The organism is Pyxidicoccus sp. M6 (genome assembly GCF_055568925.1).
In genome coordinates, this window is record NZ_CM145714.1 from 9,753,108 (window position 1) to 9,768,734 (window position 15,627).

A 15,627-nucleotide genomic window follows, 5' to 3' on the forward strand; every position below is an offset into this window, starting at 1 on the left:
CCCGAGGTCTTCACCGGCGCGTGCCGGTGAAGACCCGGAGCATCTCCTGGTAGTTCTTCATCAAGTCCTCCTCGCGCGTGAGGACCACGTCCACGTTGGCGTCGCCGTAGTCGCGGCGCACATCGGCCAGCTTCTCGAAGGCCTCCACCTGGCGGCGCATGTTGGCCACCTGCGGCTCCAGCCCCTGCTGCTGCTCGGGCGGGAGCTTCGCCTGGAGCGCCTCCAGCTTCTTCAGCTCCTCCTCGTACTGGAGCGTGCGGCCGAGCTGCCGCTGGCTGATGACGGCCGTCACCACCTCGGCGATGCCGTTGACGTCCTTCTCCGCCAGCCCCGCCTGCTGGCGCGCCTCGGCCTCCGCCTTGGCCTTGGCCTCCACCACCTTCAGCCCCGCGCGCGCGGACGCCATGGCCTCCGGCGTGCCCGCGTCCACCAGCGCGCCCAGGCCCTGCAGCCCCTTCAGCGCCGAGCCGTACACCTCCAGCATGCGCCGCTGGTAGCTGACGTACGCGTCCAGCTTCTCCTTCGTCACGGTGTAGGGGCCGTCCTCCACGTCCCCCGCCGCCGGGGCGCCCTCGGCCTGCTCGGCTGCTTCCCCGGGTGCCGGGTCGGACGCGGCCTCCTCCTTCTTACAAGCCGAGAAGGTCAGCAGTACCAAGAGTCCCGACAGCACGGTGCGCATGCGTTCTCCTCCAGACGAGCGGGCGAGACCGGGAACTTCCGCCACTTGCGCGGAGGCCGGCGGCGCCCTTCCCTCTCTGTCACGGCGGGGTTGTTCCGGCCACTGAACAATCGCCGCATTACCTTTGACCAACCGGGCCGCGCTCGTGTACGAACCGCGGTCCTGTCGAAAGCGGTGGAGGGACTTTGAGGATTTTCCTGGTTAGGCACGGCGATGCGGACGCGGAGATCCCCGAGGGTCTCGGCGACGAGGCGCGCGCGCTCACCGCCAAGGCCCGCGCCAATACCGCCCAGCACTTCGCGTCGTTGTCGGAGCGCATGGGCCCCGTGGGCCTCATCCTGACCAGCCCCCTGGTGCGCACGGTGCAGACGGCGCAGATCCTCTCCATCGAGACCCGGCACGAGGGCCTGCTCAAGGTGCACCGGTGCCTGTTGCCGGACATGCCGGTGGGCGCGGTGGAGCCGGTGCTGACGGAGCACGCGGACCAGAACCTGGTGCTCGTGGGACACCAGCCCTCCATGGGGGCGCTGGCCGCCCACCTGCTGGGCATGCAGTCCTTCCCCAAGCCCGTCAACCCGGGCACCGTCATCGCGCTGGAGCGCGTGGACGCGGAGGGGGCGGCGCCGCAGATGAAGTTCCTGTTCTACGCGGCCCCCGGCCAGCAGGTGCTCGACGTCATCCAGTGAGGCCCGCGCGGCCATGATGGACGAAGCCCGCTACAACCAGCTCGCCTCCGCCGTCTTCAAGCGCGTCCTCGCCGCGGCGGATGCCATCGACCCGGACATCCTCGAAGCCGAGAGCACGGGCGACATGGTGACGCTCACCGCCCGCTCGCGCGAGAAGTGCATCGTCAACACCCAGCGCGCCGTGCGGCAGATTTGGGTCGCCGGCCGGGGTCAGGGCATCCACTTCACGTACGACACGGCCACCAGCACCTGGAAGGATGACAAGGGCCGGGGGCTGGAGCTGCTCACCTTCGTGGCGGACGTGGTCCACGACATCAGCGGCGTGGACTTCATCTACCCCGGCTGAGGCTTCCCGCCCGCCGCCTCCACCCTGTCACCCCCGGCCGCCTGCGCGCGGCGCAGCGACTCTCCCGCATCCTTCAGCAGGCTGCCGAAGCTCACCTGGGCACCGGCGCCGGACGCGGGCGCCTTGCCCGCGGGCGGCTCGGACACGGCCACGCCCACGGACGCGCTCGCGCCCTGCAGGCCGCGCAGGTCCTTCACCCGCTCGCGCAGGCGCTCGGCGACGACGAGGGCACCCGAGCGTGGCGTATGCGGGAGGAACACCACGAAGCGGCTCTCCGAGAAGGGCACCGCCACGTCGATGTCGCGCACGCCGGCCACCAGCAGGCCCAGCGCCTCGGCCAGCACCGCGGTGCGGGCGGCGGGGGCCAGCCCCGAGGAGCGCTCGGCGAAGCGGTCCAACTCCACGAGGAGCACGGCGATGGGGTAGCGGTAGCGCCGACTGCGCTTCACCTCCATCAGCAGGAGCCGCTTGAGGAACTCGAAGTCGGGAGAGGACGACGACCCGACGGCCGGAAGGTCCGAGCGGGTGACGCGGCGCCCCTCGGGCTCCAGCGTCGTCAACGTGCCCGGCACTGGCGTAATCGCGAAGCCGGAGGCGCGCTGGGACGCGGGCACCCGCGCCGACGCCGCCTGGCCGTCCGCGGACTCGCCCGAGCCCTCCAGGGCAAACGCCATGCGCGACGAGGCCCCTGGAGGCGTGCCCTCCTCCTTCGGTACCTCGCCTTCCGCGAAGCGCTCACCGGACGCGGAGCCCGCTGGCGCGAGGAACTCCTCGCCCTCGAGCACCACCCCGGGCCCCGCCTCGGGAGCACCGCTCGCCCGGGCGCGTGCCTCCTCGCGCTGCATCAGCAGCCCGACGCACGTCAGCACGTTGGCGCGCTTGAGCGGCCCCACCAGGCAGCCGTCCGCACCCGCCTCGGCGGCGCGCTCGTCGGCATGCTCCTCGGTGGGCGGATACAGGAGCAGCACCGGGACGGAGAGTCCCTGGGCGCGAAGCTCTCGGCACAGCGCCTCGCCATCCAACGTGCCCGTGCCGGAAGCCAGCAGCACGGCGGGCGGGCGCACCCGGGCGGCGCGCAGCGCCTCGTCCGCGCTGCCCGCCGAGGACACCTCGTGGCCGGCCCCCTCCAGGTAGCGGCGCAGAGCGCCCGCCACCGGCACGGAGGGCTCGGCCAGGAGCACGGAGGCCATCAGACCTCCATGACCTCCTTCTCCTTCTTCTTCACGATGTCGTCCACCTGGGCGATGCCCGCGTCGGTCTGCTTCTGCACCGTCTCGGTGATGCGCTTGTGGTCGTCTTCCGTAATCTTCTTGTCCTTCAGCTGCGTCTTGAGCGCCTCGTTGGCGTCGCGGCGGATGTTGCGGATGGCGACCTTGTGGTCCTCACCCTTCGTCTTCACCTGCTTCGCGATGTCCTTGCGGCGCTCCTCGGTGAGCGGCGGGAAGGGCAGGCGAATCATCTCGCCATCGTTCATCGGGTTGATGCCGAGATTCGCCTCGCGCAGCGCCTTCTCGATTTCCTTCAGGACGCTCTTCTCCCACGGCTTGATGGTGATGAGCCGGGGCTCGGGCGCGTTGACGCTGGCCACGCCGGACAGCGGCGTGGGCGTTCCGTAGTAGTCCACCCGGATGCCATCCAGGATGGAGATGCTGGCGCGCCCGGTGCGGACCTTCGAGAGCTCCCGCTTCAGGTCCTCGAGCGTCTTGTCGATGCGGCCCTTCAGTTCGGCGACGACGTCTCCACTCATTTCACTCTCTCCTTGAGTGCCTGTGCCTGCCGGCGGTGAGCGTCCGGGCTCCTCAAGCCCAGGCCGTCTCCGTTCCACCCACCAGCGTACCAATCTCCCCGTTGCCCAGCACCGCGCGGCGGATGTTCCCACGCACCGTCAAATCAAACACGATGATGGGCAGCTTGTTGTCCATGCACAGCGAGATGGCGGTGGAGTCCATCACGTTGAGGTTCTGCCGCAGCACGTCCATGTACGTCAGCATCCGGTAGCGGCGCGCGGTGGGGTCCTTCTTCGGGTCCGCGCTGTAGATGCCGTCCACCTTCGTCGCCTTGAGAATCACCTGCGCGTTGATTTCCATGGCGCGCAGCGAGGCGGCGGTGTCCGTGGTGAAGTACGGGTTGCCCGTGCCCGCGGCGAAGATGACGATGCGGCCCTTCTCCAGGTGGCGCACCGCGCGTCGGCGGATGTAGGGCTCGGCAATCTGCTCCATCTTGATGGCGGACAGCACGCGCGTGTGCACGCCCTTCTTCTCCAGCGCGTCCTGCATGGCCATGGAGTTGATGCAGGTGGCCAGCATGCCCATGTAGTCCGCGCTCGCGCGGTCCATGCCTTCGGTGGCGCCGGCCACGCCGCGGAAGATGTTGCCTCCGCCAATGACGAGGGCCACCTCCACGCCGGCCTGTGCCACCTCGATGACCTCCTCGGCGATGGCCGTCAACGTGGGCGGATGGATGCCGTACTTCCCTTCGCCCATCAGGGCCTCGCCCGAGAGCTTCAGGAGGATGCGCTTGTAACGGAGAGGGCTCGTCGTGTCGGAGGACATGCGAGGCCGCTTCTATCCCCCGTCCCGCGAGTGATCAACGTTGGAGAAGAACTGCCCGGCTTGCATCGTCCGGTGCCTGTCTCAAGGCCCGGGGCAGGCCCGCAAAGGCGAGGGCCGCGCCGCCCGGTCCCCATGTAGGGGAAGACCCGTGCGCGCGGCCCTCCGGCCCGCTTTCCGCTTTCGCGGTGCGGACTACTGCTGGCCCAGCGTCTTGGCCACCTCGGCGGCAAGGTCATCCTTCTGCTTCTGGATGCCCTCACCCACCTCGTAGCGGACGAAGCGGCGGATGGAGACCTTCTCGCCAATCTTCGCGGCGCGCTCCGTCACCATCTCACCGACCTTCTTCTTGTCGTCCTTCACCCAGAGCTGGTCCACGAGGCAGACCTGCTCGTAGTACTTCTCCATCTTCCCGACGAGAATCTTGTCCAGCATCGCCTCGGGCTTGCCCTGCTGCTTGAGCAGCTCGCGCTGGATTTCCTTCTCCTTGTCGAGGTTGTCCGTCGGCACTTCCTCGCGGCGGACGAACTTGGGGTTGGCCGCGGCGACCTGCATCGCCACGTCCTTCACCAGGTCCTGGAAGTCCGGGTTGCGAGCGACGAAGTCCGTCTCGCAGTTGACCTCCACGATGACGCCGATGCGGCCACCGTGGATGTAGGTGCCGATGAGGCCCTCGGCGGCCACGCGGCCTTCCTTGCCGGCGGCCCTGGAGATGCCCTTCTTGCGCAGCCACTCCTCGGCCTTCGTGAAGTCACCGCCGGTCTCGGCGAGCGCCTTCTTGCAGTCCATCATGCCCGCGCCGGTCCGCTCGCGGAGATCCTTCACCATCTGGGCGCTGATCTCAGCCATGTTCGTCTCCACCCTCCGCCGCTTCAGGGGCGCCAGGCGCCGGGCGGAGCTTCAGGGTTGAAAAGGGGTACAGCGGTCTACAGGAAACAGGGGCGGCCGGGTCGCTGCTGCGCCACCCGGCCGCCGAGAGACTGAAGAGCTGGGGGGACGGCTACTCGGCCGCCGGCTCCTCGCCACCCTCGCTCTCACCACCCTCGGAGGCCGAGGTCTCGGCCGCGACAGGGGCGCCCTTCATCTCCACGAGGGGGCCACGGCGCTCGCCGCCACGGTCACCACCCCGGTCGCCACGGTCGCCACGGCGGTCACGGTCGCCACGGCGCGGGCCCCGGCGGTCGTCACGGCGGTCGCCGCGCTCCTCGCGGCCCTCACGCTCCTCCTGCTCGTCGCGCTCGGCGGCGCCAGAGGCGCGGTAGCGGGCCGCACCCTCGAGGCAGGCCTCGGCGATCTTCGAGGTGAAGAGCTTGATGGAGCGGATGGCGTCGTCGTTGCCCGGGATGACGAAGTCGATGCCATCCGGGTCGCAGTTGGTGTCCACCAGGCCAATCACCGGGATGCCCAGGCGGCTCGCCTCGTGGATGGCGATGTGCTCCTTCTTCGGGTCGATGACGAAGACGCAGCGGGGCAGCTTGGACATCTCCTTCACGCCGCCCAGGTTCTTCTCCAGCTTCTCGCGCTCACGCTCCAGCGAGGCGACTTCCTTCTTCGGCAGCCGCTCGAAGGTGCCGTCCTCGGCCATCTTCTCCAGCGTCTTCAGGCGGTCGATGCCCTGCTTGATGGTCTTGAAGTTGGTCAGCGTGCCACCCAGCCAGCGGCTGGTGACGAAGAACTGACCGGCGCGCGAGGCCTCCTCGCGGATGACGTCCTGCGCCTGCTTCTTGGTGCCCACGAAGAGCACCGAGCCGCCGCGCGCGGTGACGTCCGCCACGAAGCGGAACGCCGAGCGGGCCATCGTGACCGTCTTCTGCAGGTCGATGATGTAGATGCCGTTGCGGGCGCCGAAGATGTAGGGCTTCATCTTCGGGTTCCAGCGCTTCGTCTGGTGGCCGAAGTGAACACCGGCCTCCAGGAGCTGCCTCATCGTGATGCCGCCAGCGGCGGCCATCGCCTGGCCCTGCGTCTGCGTGTCCTGCGTCTCCATGTGATTCTCTCTCCGGTTGTGTCCGCCACGCCCGCGAAGCCCGGCCGTGACGACCGCGAGAGGGAACCCCGACTTCAGGGGCCCATCCACGGAGGCACCGGTGACCGGCACGAGCGTGTGTGTAGTGGTTGCTGCCTGCCCCCCATACCCCAGGGGCGGGGGGTCCTTAACAGAACCCTTCCGGGCGGCGCAAGCTTCACTGCATCGTCCGTACCGTCACGGACGTCCCGTGCCTGCCCGCCTGACCTTCCGCCTCCCTCCCCTGCGTCCGGAAAGACAACCGGCGCGGTGGGCCGCCCCAGGAGGGAGCGGCCGCCGCGCCGGCGTCCTGCCGTCTTGAGCAGCGGCGACTAGGCGTTGGCCTCCGCGGCCCCGTGGCACTTCTTGTACTTGCGGCCGCTGCCGCAGGGGCACGGATCGTTACGGCCCACGCGCGGGCCTTCCGCCTTGGCGGCCTGGGGCCGGGCGTTGGCGGCCACCGAGGCCTCGTCCAGCTTGCCGTCCGCGGTGCCGCGCCCCTCCACCGCCCGCTTCTGCTGCTGCGCGAGCTGGCGCTGGATGCGGGCCGCTTCCTCCGCCGCGCTGGAGGCGGAGCGGGGCTGCACGTGCATGAGCTGGGTGACGAACTGCGCCTTGATGGCGGAGAGCATCTGGATGAAGCCCTGGTAGCCCTCCTTCTTGTACTCCTGCTTCGGGTCCTTCTGGCCGTAGCCGCGCAGGCCGATGCCCTGACGCAGGTGGTCCATGGCCAGCAGGTGGTCCTTCCAGAGCCGGTCGATGGTCGCCAGGTAGTTGTACTGGAGGAAGCGCATGAAGTTCTCGCCGAACTCCTCCTCGCGCGCCTGGAAGACCTTCTCCGCCGCCTTGTAGATGTGCTCCTGGAGCTCCTCGCGGCTGCCCACGCCCTCGAAGCCCATCTCCAGGTTGAAGGTCTCCTTCACGCCCTGCTCGAGCGCCTGGATGTCCCAGCCGTCCACGCCCTTGGTGGGCGCGTACGTGTCCGTGAGGGACACGATGACGTCCTCCATGGAGTCCAGCACCAGCTCCCGGAAGTCCGCCCAGGTCACCGTCTGCTCGGAGCGCGACTTCACGCGCGTCTTCGGGTCCTCGGTGTACTCGATGAGCGGCACGCCCGCGCCGGCGGCCAGCACCTGGCGGCGCAGCTTGTAGATGGTGCGCCGCTGCTGGTTCATCACGTCGTCGTACTCGAGCAGGTTCTTGCGGATGTCGAAGTTGTGGCCTTCCACCCGCTTCTGGGCGCCCTCGATGGCACGCGACAGCCACACGTGCTCGATGACCTCGCCCTCCTCCATGCCCAGCCGCTCCATCAGGCCCTGGATGCGCTCGGACCCGAAGATGCGCATCAGGTCGTCCTCGAGCGACAGGAAGAAGCGGCTGGCGCCCGGGTCACCCTGGCGGCCGGCGCGGCCGCGCAGCTGGTTGTCCACGCGGCGCGACTCGTGGCGCTCGGTGCCGATGATGAACAGGCCTCCGGCCGCCATCACCTCCTCGCGCTCCTTCTTCGTCTGCTCCTCCAGCTTGGCCTTCGTCTCGGCGAACTGCTTCTCCCAGTCCGCCAGCGCCTGCTGGTAGCCCGTCAAATCGATGGGCTGCCCCTCCACGGCGGGCGTGGTGGGCGGCTCCGGCGGCGGACCCATGGACGCCTTCGCCAACACCTCCGCGTTGCCGCCCAGGAGGATGTCCGTGCCGCGGCCGGCCATGTTGGTGGAGATGGTGACCGCGCCCTTGCGGCCCGCCTGCGCGACGATGTCCGCCTCGCGCTGGTGCTGCTTGGCGTTGAGGACGTTGTGGGGGATGCCGCGCTTCTTGAGGAAGCTGCCCACCACCTCGCTCTTGGCGATGGACACCGTGCCCACCAGCACCGGCTGCCCCTTGTGGTGCAGCTCCGCGATCTGCTCCGCCACCGCCTCGAACTTCTCGCGCTCCGTCTTGTAGACCACGTCCTGCTGGTCCTGACGGATGTTGGGGCGGTTGGTGGGGATGACGCGAACGTCGAGGTTGTAGATCTTCGCGAACTCCTCCGCCTCCGTGTCCGCGGTGCCCGTCATGCCGGACAGCTTGGAGTACATGCGGAAGTAGTTCTGGAACGAGATGGTCGCCAGCGTCTGGTTCTCGTTCTCGATCTTCACGCCCTCCTTGGCTTCAATCGCCTGGTGGAGGCCGTCGGACCAGCGGCGGCCGGGCATCTGGCGGCCGGTGAACTCGTCGACGATGACGACCTCGCCGTCCTTCACCACGTAGTCCTTGTCGCGCTTGTAGAGCGTGTGCGCGCGCAGGGCCTGCTCGACGTGGTGGAGCGTCTCAATCTCGCCCGGGTCGTAGAGGTTGCCCACGCCCAGCCGCTTCTGGAGCTTCTCGATGCCGTCGTCGGTGAGCGACACGGAGCGGTGCTTCTCGTCCAGGGTGTAGTCCTGGTCCGGCACCATCCCCGGGATGACCTGGTCCACCCGGTAGTACTTGTCCGTGGTGTCCTCGGTGGGGCCGGAGATGATGAGCGGCGTGCGGGCCTCGTCGATGAGGATGGAGTCCACCTCGTCGACGATGGCGTAGTTCAGCTCGCGCTGGACGTAGTCCTGCAAGCGGAACTTCATGTTGTCGCGCAGGTAGTCGAAGCCGAACTCGTTGTTCTGGCCGTAGGTGATGTCCGAGCGGTACGCCTCCTGCCGCTGCTTGTCCGTCAGCTCGTGCAGGACACAGCCGGTGGTCATCCCCAGGAACTTGTAGACGCGCCCCATCCACTCCGCGTCGCGGCGGGCGAGGTAGTCGTTCACCGTCACCACGTGCACGCCACGACCGGACAGCGCGTTGAGGTACGTGGGCAGCGTCGCGGTCAGCGTCTTGCCTTCACCGGTGCGCATCTCCGCGATGCAGCCCTCGTGGAGGAACATGCCGCCAATGAGCTGCACGTCGTAGTGACGCTGGCCGATGACGCGCCGCGCTGCCTCACGGGTGAGCGCGAAGGCCTCGAACAGCAGGTCGTCCAGCGAGCGGCCGTTCTGTACCTCCTGTTTCATCCGGGCCGTCTCGGCGGCGAAGTCCTCGTCCTTGAGGGCTCGCATGCGCGTCTCGAGCTCGTTGACCCGGGCTACCTTCCCATGGGCCTTCTTGAGCTCGCGCTCATTCTTGGTCCCGATGAGCTTCTTCAGCGTCCATTCGATCATTCGGTCGACTCTCTCGCCGGAGAATCCTCGAAGGACGGCGGCGAGTGAAGGGAAATCCCAGGAGGTGTAAGGGTGAACCGGTTGAAAACCACGAGCGACCCCCGAAACTTCCACTCGGCCGGTCGCCGTCCACACAGCGGCTCACAGTAAAGCGGAACCGAGCGCACGCAATGTCCCCCACACGAAATCAACGCCGCGGGCAGGGCCGACCTTCACCCACGGGCAAACCCCGCCGTCCCTCACGTCCGTGTCCGTCGAGAGGACGCCAGGGACCTGCCCCCCGGGGCGCCCAGGGCCCTCGCGGCGGACCGGGCGGAGGCCCGAGAAGCCCTCAGGGCGGAGCCTCCAGCGCCGGGGCGTCTCCTGCACATGCCGCGCCGCCCGCGCCCCGGGTCCCACCCCGGGCCCGCGTGCCGCCCATGCCCGCACAGACGCTCGCCGCCCGGCCGGGGCATTGGCTGTGGACCTGCCGCGCGGGCTTCGAGCCCCACCTCTACGAGGAGCTGGAGTGGGCGGGTGCCCATCCCCGCCTGCTGGGCGAGGCCCTGGTGGAGAGCGAGGCCGTCACCGGCCTGTCGCCCGCCTTCGCCCGGGCGGGCTACCGGGTGATGGTGTCGCTGACGGACGGCACGCCGGACGCGGTGGCCGAGGCGGCGGCAAAGGCCGTGGCCTCGCTGCCGGGCGGCGGGCCCTGGGTGGTGCAGGCCTTCACGCCGGACACGCCGCGCGGCAACACGCTGGCCGCTCCCGCGGAGGCGCTGGAGGCGGCCGTGCGGGCACGGCTTCCCTCGGAGCGGCGGGTGGACGACGCGCAGCGGGCGCGCGAGGCCGGCGCAGTCTTGGTGGGACTGTGCGTGGCGCCAGACGGAATGACGGTGGTGGGCGCGGTGCCCGCTCGCGAGGCGCTGTCGCTGGCGGCGGGCGGGCGGCGGCGCATGAAGCGCGCGGGCGAGTCGCCCTCTCGCGCGGCCATGAAGCTGGAGGAGGCGCTGGACGGGCTGGCCTTCGAGCCCGGACGTGGCGACGTCTGCGTGGACCTGGGCGCGGCGCCGGGCGGGTGGACGCAGCGGCTGGTGACTCGCGGGGCGCGGGTGGTGGCGGTGGACCCTGCCCGGCTGATGCCGGAGCTGGCCGCCAACAAGCGCGTCCAGCACGTGCAGGAGAGCGCCTTCGCCTACGCGCCCGAGGAGCCGGTGGACTGGCTCTTCTGCGACATGGCGTGGCGTCCGCTGGAGGTCGCGCAGCTGCTGGCCAAGTGGGGCCGGCGCGGGTGGGCCCGCCACCTGGTGGCCAACATCAAGCTGCCGATGAAGGACAAGAACCCGGTGCTGCTGCGCGTGCGCCAGACGCTGGAGAAGGAGGGAGGCTGGGAGGGCCTCACCGTCCGGCAGCTCTACCATGACCGGGACGAGGTGACGGTGACGGCCCACCGCATGAAGTGAGCCCCTGCGCGAAGGCAGAGGACGCGCTACACAAGGGGCGCGATGCCCTACCCCCTCGACGACGCCACCGCCACCGCCCTCATCGCCCTGAACCCGTGGGTGCTCCAGCGTCACCGGGACGCGCCCGTGCAGGCAGCCGTGGAGGTGCTCCTCCAGGCCGAGCAGGCCCGCCGCGGCCACCCGGACCCGAAGACGGGCGCGCTCCAGGTGCCGGCCCTCACGCAGGGCAACCTCCTCAAGGAGGAGTACGACTTGTCCACGCACGCCCACCATGACGGGTGGCGCGTGGGCGCCGTCATCGCCGACGTGCAGGGGATGATTCACGTCAACGCGCGCTTCGGCTTCGCCACCGGGGACGCGGTGCTGCGCGCCACCGCCGAGTCCCTGTCCGCGCAGTACCCGGGGGCCAAGGTGGTGCGCCTGCACGCGGACTGCTTCGCCGCGCTGCTGGTGCCCACGTCGCAGCTCACCGTGCGCGAGGACCTGGATGCGCCCACGCGCGAGCGGCTGGCGAAGGACGTGCGCCGCGTGCTGCCCGAGGGCACGCCGGACGCGGACGTACCGGCGTGGACGGTGAGCCTGCTGGAGCTGACGGTGGACGCGCCCTCGCACTGGCAGGTGCTGGGGCCGCTGGTATGGGCCGAGCTGGAGCGCACCCACGTCATGGTGCGCACCGGACGCGCGAGTGGGATTCAGCGTCGGCGCCTTCGCCTGGACGGCTTCGTCCCCGGACCCGGAACACCGTGAGCATCCGAGCGGACCGTTGAGCTCCGGCGCGAGCCTTCAGGCTCCAGCGCCGGAGTGACGCCCCCCGCTCCAGCGCGAGCCTCAAGGCTCGAGCGCCGGAGCGAAGCGCCTCGCGCTACTCCTCGAGGATGAACTTGCGCGGGTTCTGCGGGATGCCGTTGACGCGGACCTCATAGTGGAGGTGCGGGCCAGTGGAGCGGCCGGTGTTGCCCACCGCCGCGATGAGCGCCCCGCGCTTCACCTTGTCACCCGCCTTCACCAGCATCTTGGACAGGTGGCCGTAGCGCGTCTTGATGCCGTACCCGTGGTCGATGACGAGCACGTTGCCGTACCCACCCTCGAGGCCGGCGAACACGACCGTGCCGTCCGACGGCGAATAGACTTCCTTGCCGTGCGGCGCCGCGATGTCGAGGCCCGCGTGCATGACACGGTCCGCGGTGTACGGGTCCAGGCGCTGGCCGAAGTCGCTCGTCACCCAACCGCGCGCGGGCCAGACGGACGGCGTGGAGGCCAGCAGCGACTTCTGGTCCTGGAAGTACGCCTGCAGCTCCTGGAGGCTCTGCTCCTGGCGGGTGGCCTCCGCGCTCAGCTTGTCCAGCTTGCCCAGCAACGCGTTGGGCGAAACCGTGGAGGTCAGCTGGGTGAACTGGGTGTCCGTGGCCGGCGCCGTGGTGCCCGCCTCGGGCTCCGTCGGGCCCATGGCCAGGTTGCGCTGCGGGTCGGACAGCAGCGTAATCGCGCGCAGCTTCTGGTCGAACCGCTCCACCCTGTCCAGCGTGGAGCCGATGTGCTCGATGCGCTCGCGCACCGACTTGAGCTGCGTGCGGAGTGTCAGGTTCTCCTCACGGAGGATGCGGTTCTCCGACGCGTCGGCGGCCACCTGGAAGTAGTGGACGCTCGCCCCGGCCGCCAGTCCCACCACCAACATCAGCCCCATCCCCACCTGCATGAGGAAGGACCGCTGGATGGTGTACCGCTTCACCGGCGCGTCGTGGTCCGGGATCACCATCAGCGTGAAGGACTTTTTCGCCACGGGACCACTCCCTGCTTTTGCGTGGGACTTCAGGCGCGACAAGCTAAGTCGCTCGTTCTCGCGCAACACCTCCCCCCGCCATTCCCCAGACCGCCTCCGTCACCCAGCGGCATTTCGCCGCCGCTGGAAACGTTGGGGCAGATACCATTCTTGCTTCTAAAGTATCAAGGTCAACAGACCCATGGGGAGGGTCGAAGGCCACTGCTCGTCGCAGCAGCCGCTCAGGCCTCCACGCGCACCACGATGACGGTGATGTTGTCGTCGCCGCCGCGCTCGTTGGCGAGGTCGATGAGGCGCTTGGGCACCTCGTCCAGCGTCCGGGCCCGGGTCACCACCTCGTGGATTTCGCGGTCCTCGAGCATGTTGGCCAGACCGTCCGAGCAGAGGAGGAAGACGTCCGAGGGCTCCGAAACCAGCCCCATGACGTCCACCTGCACCTCCTCCTCGAAGCCGACGGAGCGGGTGATGATGTTCTTGTAGCGGGAGTGCTTGGCCTCCTCGGGGGTAATCATCCCGGCCTTGATCTGCTCGTTGACCAGGGAGTGGTCCTCGGAGATCTGCTGGATGAGGTCACCCCGGATGAGGTACGCCCGGCTGTCACCCACGTGGGCGAAGAAGGCGTGCTCGTCCCGGACCACCAGGGAGATGACGGTGGTGCCCATGCCGGACAGCCGCGCGTCCTCCTGGGCGGCGGTGAAGATGGCCAGGCAGGCCTTCTCCACCGCGGTGCGCAGGGACTCCGGAATGGGGGAGTCCTGCAGGTTGGGCACGGATAGGAAGGGGTTGTCCTTCCCCTCGCGAGCCCGGCGCATCTCCTTGTCGATGGTCTCGACGGCGATGCGCGACGCGGTACCGCCACCCGCGTGCCCACCCATACCGTCCGCCACGACGTAGAGCTGTAGCTCATCGTCAATAAGGAAGCTGTCCTCATTATGGTTCCGCTTCCGGCCGACGTCCGTCAGGCCAGCGGAGACAATTTTGAGGCGGGAGGCCGCGGTCTGCCCTGCGGTGCTGGACACACTCTGGATGCTATGTGAGGCCCACGGATGGGGCAAGGACGCGAATGCCCTTGCCCCTCACTTGACTCTACGCGGTGCGTCGGAGGCGGCCCCGGGGGCTGCCCTCCGGGCCGGTTTCCCGGGGTCGGGCCCGGGGCGTGGGGGCGCCCAGCGCCCGGTGGGCCGAGCGCACCAGGGCCTCGGCGGCCCCCAGCGCCTCGCGCGTCACCTCCACGCCGGACATCATCCTCGCCAGCTCGCGAGTGCGCTCGGTACCCGCCTCCAGCACGGCCACCTCGGAGACGGTGCGCTCTCCCTTGAGGCTCTTGCGGATGAGCAGGTGCGCGTCCGCGTAGGCGGCCACCTGCGGCAGGTGGGTGATGCAGAGCACCTGACGGTGGCTGCTCACCTCCTTGATCATCCGCCCCACCACGTCGGCGATGGCGCCGCTGACGCCCGCGTCCGCCTCGTCGAGGATGTAGCAGCCGCAGTTGTCGCTGTCGGCCAGCGCCCGCTTGAGGGCCAGCAGCAGGCGGCTCGCCTCACCGCCGGAAGCCACCTTGGCCAGCGGGCGCGGCGGCTCGCCGGGGTTGGCGCTGAAGAAGAACTCCACGTCGTCCGCGCCGTCCGGCCGCAGCGTCTCGCCCGGCGTCACCCGCACCTCGAAGGCCGCCTTGCCCATGGCCAGGTGCCCCAGGCCCTCGCGCACCTGGGCCGCGAACTCCACCGCGCACTCCGAGCGCTTGCGCGACAGCGCCCCCGCCGCCTTGCGCGTGCGCTCCTCCACCCGGCGCCGCTCCGCCGCCAGCTCCTCGAGGATTTCCTTCCGGTTCTCCAGCGTGCCCAGCTCGGTCTCGATTTCGCCGCGCTTCTTCAGGAGCCCGTCCAGGTGGGTGCCGTGCTTGCGGCACAGCCGCTTGAGCGCGTCCAGCCGCTCCTCCACGTCCGCCAGCCGGGACGGGTCCGACTCCAGCCCCTCCACGTAGCGGTTGAGGCGGCGCTGTGCCTCCTCCAGCTCCGACACCGCGGTGCTGAGAGACTGCGCCACCGGCGCCAGCGTGGCGTCCGTCTTCACCGCGTCGTGCACCAGCCCCAGCGCGCGGCTCACCGTCTCCACGGCGGACTGCTCCTCGCCGGAGATGAGCAGCTCCGCCTCGGAGGCGTGGCGCTTGAGCTTCTCCGCGCTGCCCAGCCGCTTGCGCTCGGCGTCCAGCCGGCCGTCCTCCCCAGCCTCGGGGTCCAGGCGCTCAATCTCGTCCAGTTGGAAGCGGAGGAACTCGGCGCGCTCACGCACCTTCGCCTCGTCGCCCCCCAGCGCGTCCATGCGCGACTCCACCTCGCGCAGGGCCGAGTACTCGCCGAAGTAGGCCGCCAGCGCCTCGTCCAGGGCGCCATAGCGGTCCAGCAGCACCCGGTGCAGGGCCGAGTCGAAGAGGCTGACGTGCTCGTGCTGTCCGGCGATGTCCACCGTGCCTCGCGTGAGCTTGGACAGCACCCCCACCGTCACGAGGGCGCCATTGACGTACACCTTGCCCCGGCCCGTCCGGCCGAGCACCCGGCGCACCAACACCTCCTCCCCGAGGTCTGGCAAGCCGAGCTCCTCCAGCCGCTGCCCCAATGCCTGGGTGCGCGCGAAGACGCCCTCCACGGACGCCTCCTCACAGCCGGCACGGATGACGTCCGGGTCGGCCCGCCCACCCAGCAGCAGGCCCAGTGCATCCACGAGGATGGACTTGCCCGCCCCTGTCTCACCTGTGAGGACGGTGAGGCCGGCTCCGAACGCCACCTCCACCTCCTCGATCACCGCCACGTTCGAAATCCGAAGACCCAGCAGCACGCGCGCCCTCCGTGGTCCGTACGACGGCCCTGGTAACTGAACACCCTAGCAGGTCCCTCTGACACTGCACAGGCGTTCGGGTCGTGCGCACGTCTGGCGTGCGGGTGGGAGAGGAGGCTCGTTGGAGCCCCGACCTCACAA

General features: G+C 69.5%; 14 protein-coding genes. 4 read left to right on the forward strand and 10 right to left on the reverse strand.

The window, feature by feature from the left end:
- Positions 1–10: 10 nt before the first annotated feature.
- Positions 11–679: a hypothetical protein gene (locus ACVTJA_RS38225; protein WP_465827674.1), complete on the reverse strand. Its 669-nt coding sequence runs from the start codon at positions 677–679 to the stop codon at positions 11–13.
- A gap of 185 nt (positions 680–864) precedes the next feature.
- On the opposite strand from ACVTJA_RS38225, the gene ACVTJA_RS38230 reads away from it, so the two are divergent.
- Positions 865–1,365 carry a SixA phosphatase family protein gene (locus ACVTJA_RS38230; RefSeq protein ID WP_465827675.1) on the forward strand — a complete coding sequence of 167 codons (501 nt, stop codon included), beginning with the start codon at positions 865–867 and terminating at the stop codon, positions 1,363–1,365.
- A 13-nt stretch (positions 1,366–1,378) separates the two neighbouring features.
- A complete protein-coding gene (gene cyaY / locus ACVTJA_RS38235; RefSeq protein WP_465827676.1) occupies positions 1,379–1,711 on the forward strand; it encodes an iron donor protein CyaY in 333 nt (110 codons plus the stop codon).
- Here cyaY and ACVTJA_RS38240 read toward each other — a convergent pair.
- From ACVTJA_RS38240 to secA, 6 genes are all read right to left on the reverse strand, one after another.
- The gene (locus tag ACVTJA_RS38240; RefSeq protein ID WP_465827678.1) at positions 1,699–2,901 is read right to left on the reverse strand and encodes a diguanylate cyclase; all 1,203 of its coding nucleotides are present in this window, start codon (positions 2,899–2,901) and stop codon (positions 1,699–1,701) included. The two genes, cyaY and ACVTJA_RS38240, sit on opposite strands and share 13 nt — an antisense overlap.
- Entirely contained in the window at positions 2,901–3,458 is a 558-nt protein-coding gene (gene frr / locus ACVTJA_RS38245; protein WP_465827680.1) for a ribosome recycling factor, read from the reverse strand. Before frr ends, ACVTJA_RS38240 begins: the two co-directional genes overlap by 1 nt.
- A gap of 52 nt (positions 3,459–3,510) precedes the next feature.
- On the reverse strand, positions 3,511–4,263 hold the full coding sequence (gene pyrH, locus ACVTJA_RS38250) for a UMP kinase (protein WP_465827681.1): 753 nt from the start codon (positions 4,261–4,263) through the stop codon (positions 3,511–3,513).
- Between the two features lie 192 nt (positions 4,264–4,455).
- Positions 4,456–5,109 carry a translation elongation factor Ts gene (tsf, locus tag ACVTJA_RS38255; protein WP_465827682.1) on the reverse strand — a complete coding sequence of 218 codons (654 nt, stop codon included), beginning with the start codon at positions 5,107–5,109 and terminating at the stop codon, positions 4,456–4,458.
- A 151-nt stretch (positions 5,110–5,260) separates the two neighbouring features.
- Positions 5,261–6,247 (reverse strand): 30S ribosomal protein S2, encoded by a 987-nt coding sequence (gene rpsB / locus ACVTJA_RS38260; RefSeq protein ID WP_465827684.1) that lies wholly within the window; start codon positions 6,245–6,247, stop codon positions 5,261–5,263.
- 350 nt (positions 6,248–6,597) lie between these two features.
- Positions 6,598–9,429, reverse strand: coding sequence for a preprotein translocase subunit SecA (secA, locus tag ACVTJA_RS38265; protein ID WP_465827685.1), 2,832 nt, complete (start codon positions 9,427–9,429; stop codon positions 6,598–6,600).
- Between the two features lie 419 nt (positions 9,430–9,848).
- On the opposite strand from secA, the gene rlmM reads away from it, so the two are divergent.
- The gene (rlmM, locus tag ACVTJA_RS38270) at positions 9,849–10,871 is read left to right on the forward strand and encodes a 23S rRNA (cytidine(2498)-2'-O)-methyltransferase RlmM (RefSeq protein ID WP_465827686.1); all 1,023 of its coding nucleotides are present in this window, start codon (positions 9,849–9,851) and stop codon (positions 10,869–10,871) included.
- Positions 10,872–10,913: 42 nt separating this feature from the next.
- Positions 10,914–11,618, forward strand: a complete 705-nt coding sequence (locus ACVTJA_RS38275) for a diguanylate cyclase domain-containing protein (protein WP_465827687.1) — start codon at positions 10,914–10,916, stop codon at positions 11,616–11,618.
- A gap of 115 nt (positions 11,619–11,733) precedes the next feature.
- Here ACVTJA_RS38275 and ACVTJA_RS38280 read toward each other — a convergent pair whose 3' ends face one another.
- The 3 genes from ACVTJA_RS38280 to recN form a co-directional block, all read right to left on the reverse strand.
- On the reverse strand, positions 11,734–12,651 hold the full coding sequence (locus tag ACVTJA_RS38280) for a M23 family metallopeptidase (RefSeq protein WP_465827689.1): 918 nt from the start codon (positions 12,649–12,651) through the stop codon (positions 11,734–11,736).
- 221 nt (positions 12,652–12,872) lie between these two features.
- Positions 12,873–13,670, reverse strand: a complete 798-nt coding sequence (locus tag ACVTJA_RS38285) for a Stp1/IreP family PP2C-type Ser/Thr phosphatase (RefSeq protein WP_465827691.1) — start codon at positions 13,668–13,670, stop codon at positions 12,873–12,875.
- A 67-nt stretch (positions 13,671–13,737) separates the two neighbouring features.
- Entirely contained in the window at positions 13,738–15,486 is a 1,749-nt protein-coding gene (gene recN / locus ACVTJA_RS38290; protein ID WP_465827692.1) for a DNA repair protein RecN, read from the reverse strand.
- Positions 15,487–15,627 lie beyond the last annotated feature (141 nt).

Bases quoted from the DNA above. Each gene is read 5' to 3' on its own strand.
- cyaY (WP_465827676.1), top strand. From the start codon at position 1,379: ATGATGGACGAAGCCCGCTACAACCAGCTCGCCTCCGCCGTCTTCAAG.
- ACVTJA_RS38240 (WP_465827678.1), bottom strand. From the start codon at position 2,901: ATGGCCTCCGTGCTCCTGGCCGAGCCCTCCGTGCCGGTGGCGGGCGCT.
- rlmM (WP_465827686.1), top strand. From the start codon at position 9,849: ATGCCCGCACAGACGCTCGCCGCCCGGCCGGGGCATTGGCTGTGGACC.
- frr (WP_465827680.1), bottom strand. From the start codon at position 3,458: ATGAGTGGAGACGTCGTCGCCGAACTGAAGGGCCGCATCGACAAGACG.
- ACVTJA_RS38225 (WP_465827674.1), bottom strand. From the start codon at position 679: ATGCGCACCGTGCTGTCGGGACTCTTGGTACTGCTGACCTTCTCGGCT.
- secA (WP_465827685.1), bottom strand. From the start codon at position 9,429: ATGATCGAATGGACGCTGAAGAAGCTCATCGGGACCAAGAATGAGCGC.
- pyrH (WP_465827681.1), bottom strand. From the start codon at position 4,263: ATGTCCTCCGACACGACGAGCCCTCTCCGTTACAAGCGCATCCTCCTG.
- ACVTJA_RS38275 (WP_465827687.1), top strand. From the start codon at position 10,914: ATGCCCTACCCCCTCGACGACGCCACCGCCACCGCCCTCATCGCCCTG.
- tsf (WP_465827682.1), bottom strand. From the start codon at position 5,109: ATGGCTGAGATCAGCGCCCAGATGGTGAAGGATCTCCGCGAGCGGACC.
- rpsB (WP_465827684.1), bottom strand. From the start codon at position 6,247: ATGGAGACGCAGGACACGCAGACGCAGGGCCAGGCGATGGCCGCCGCT.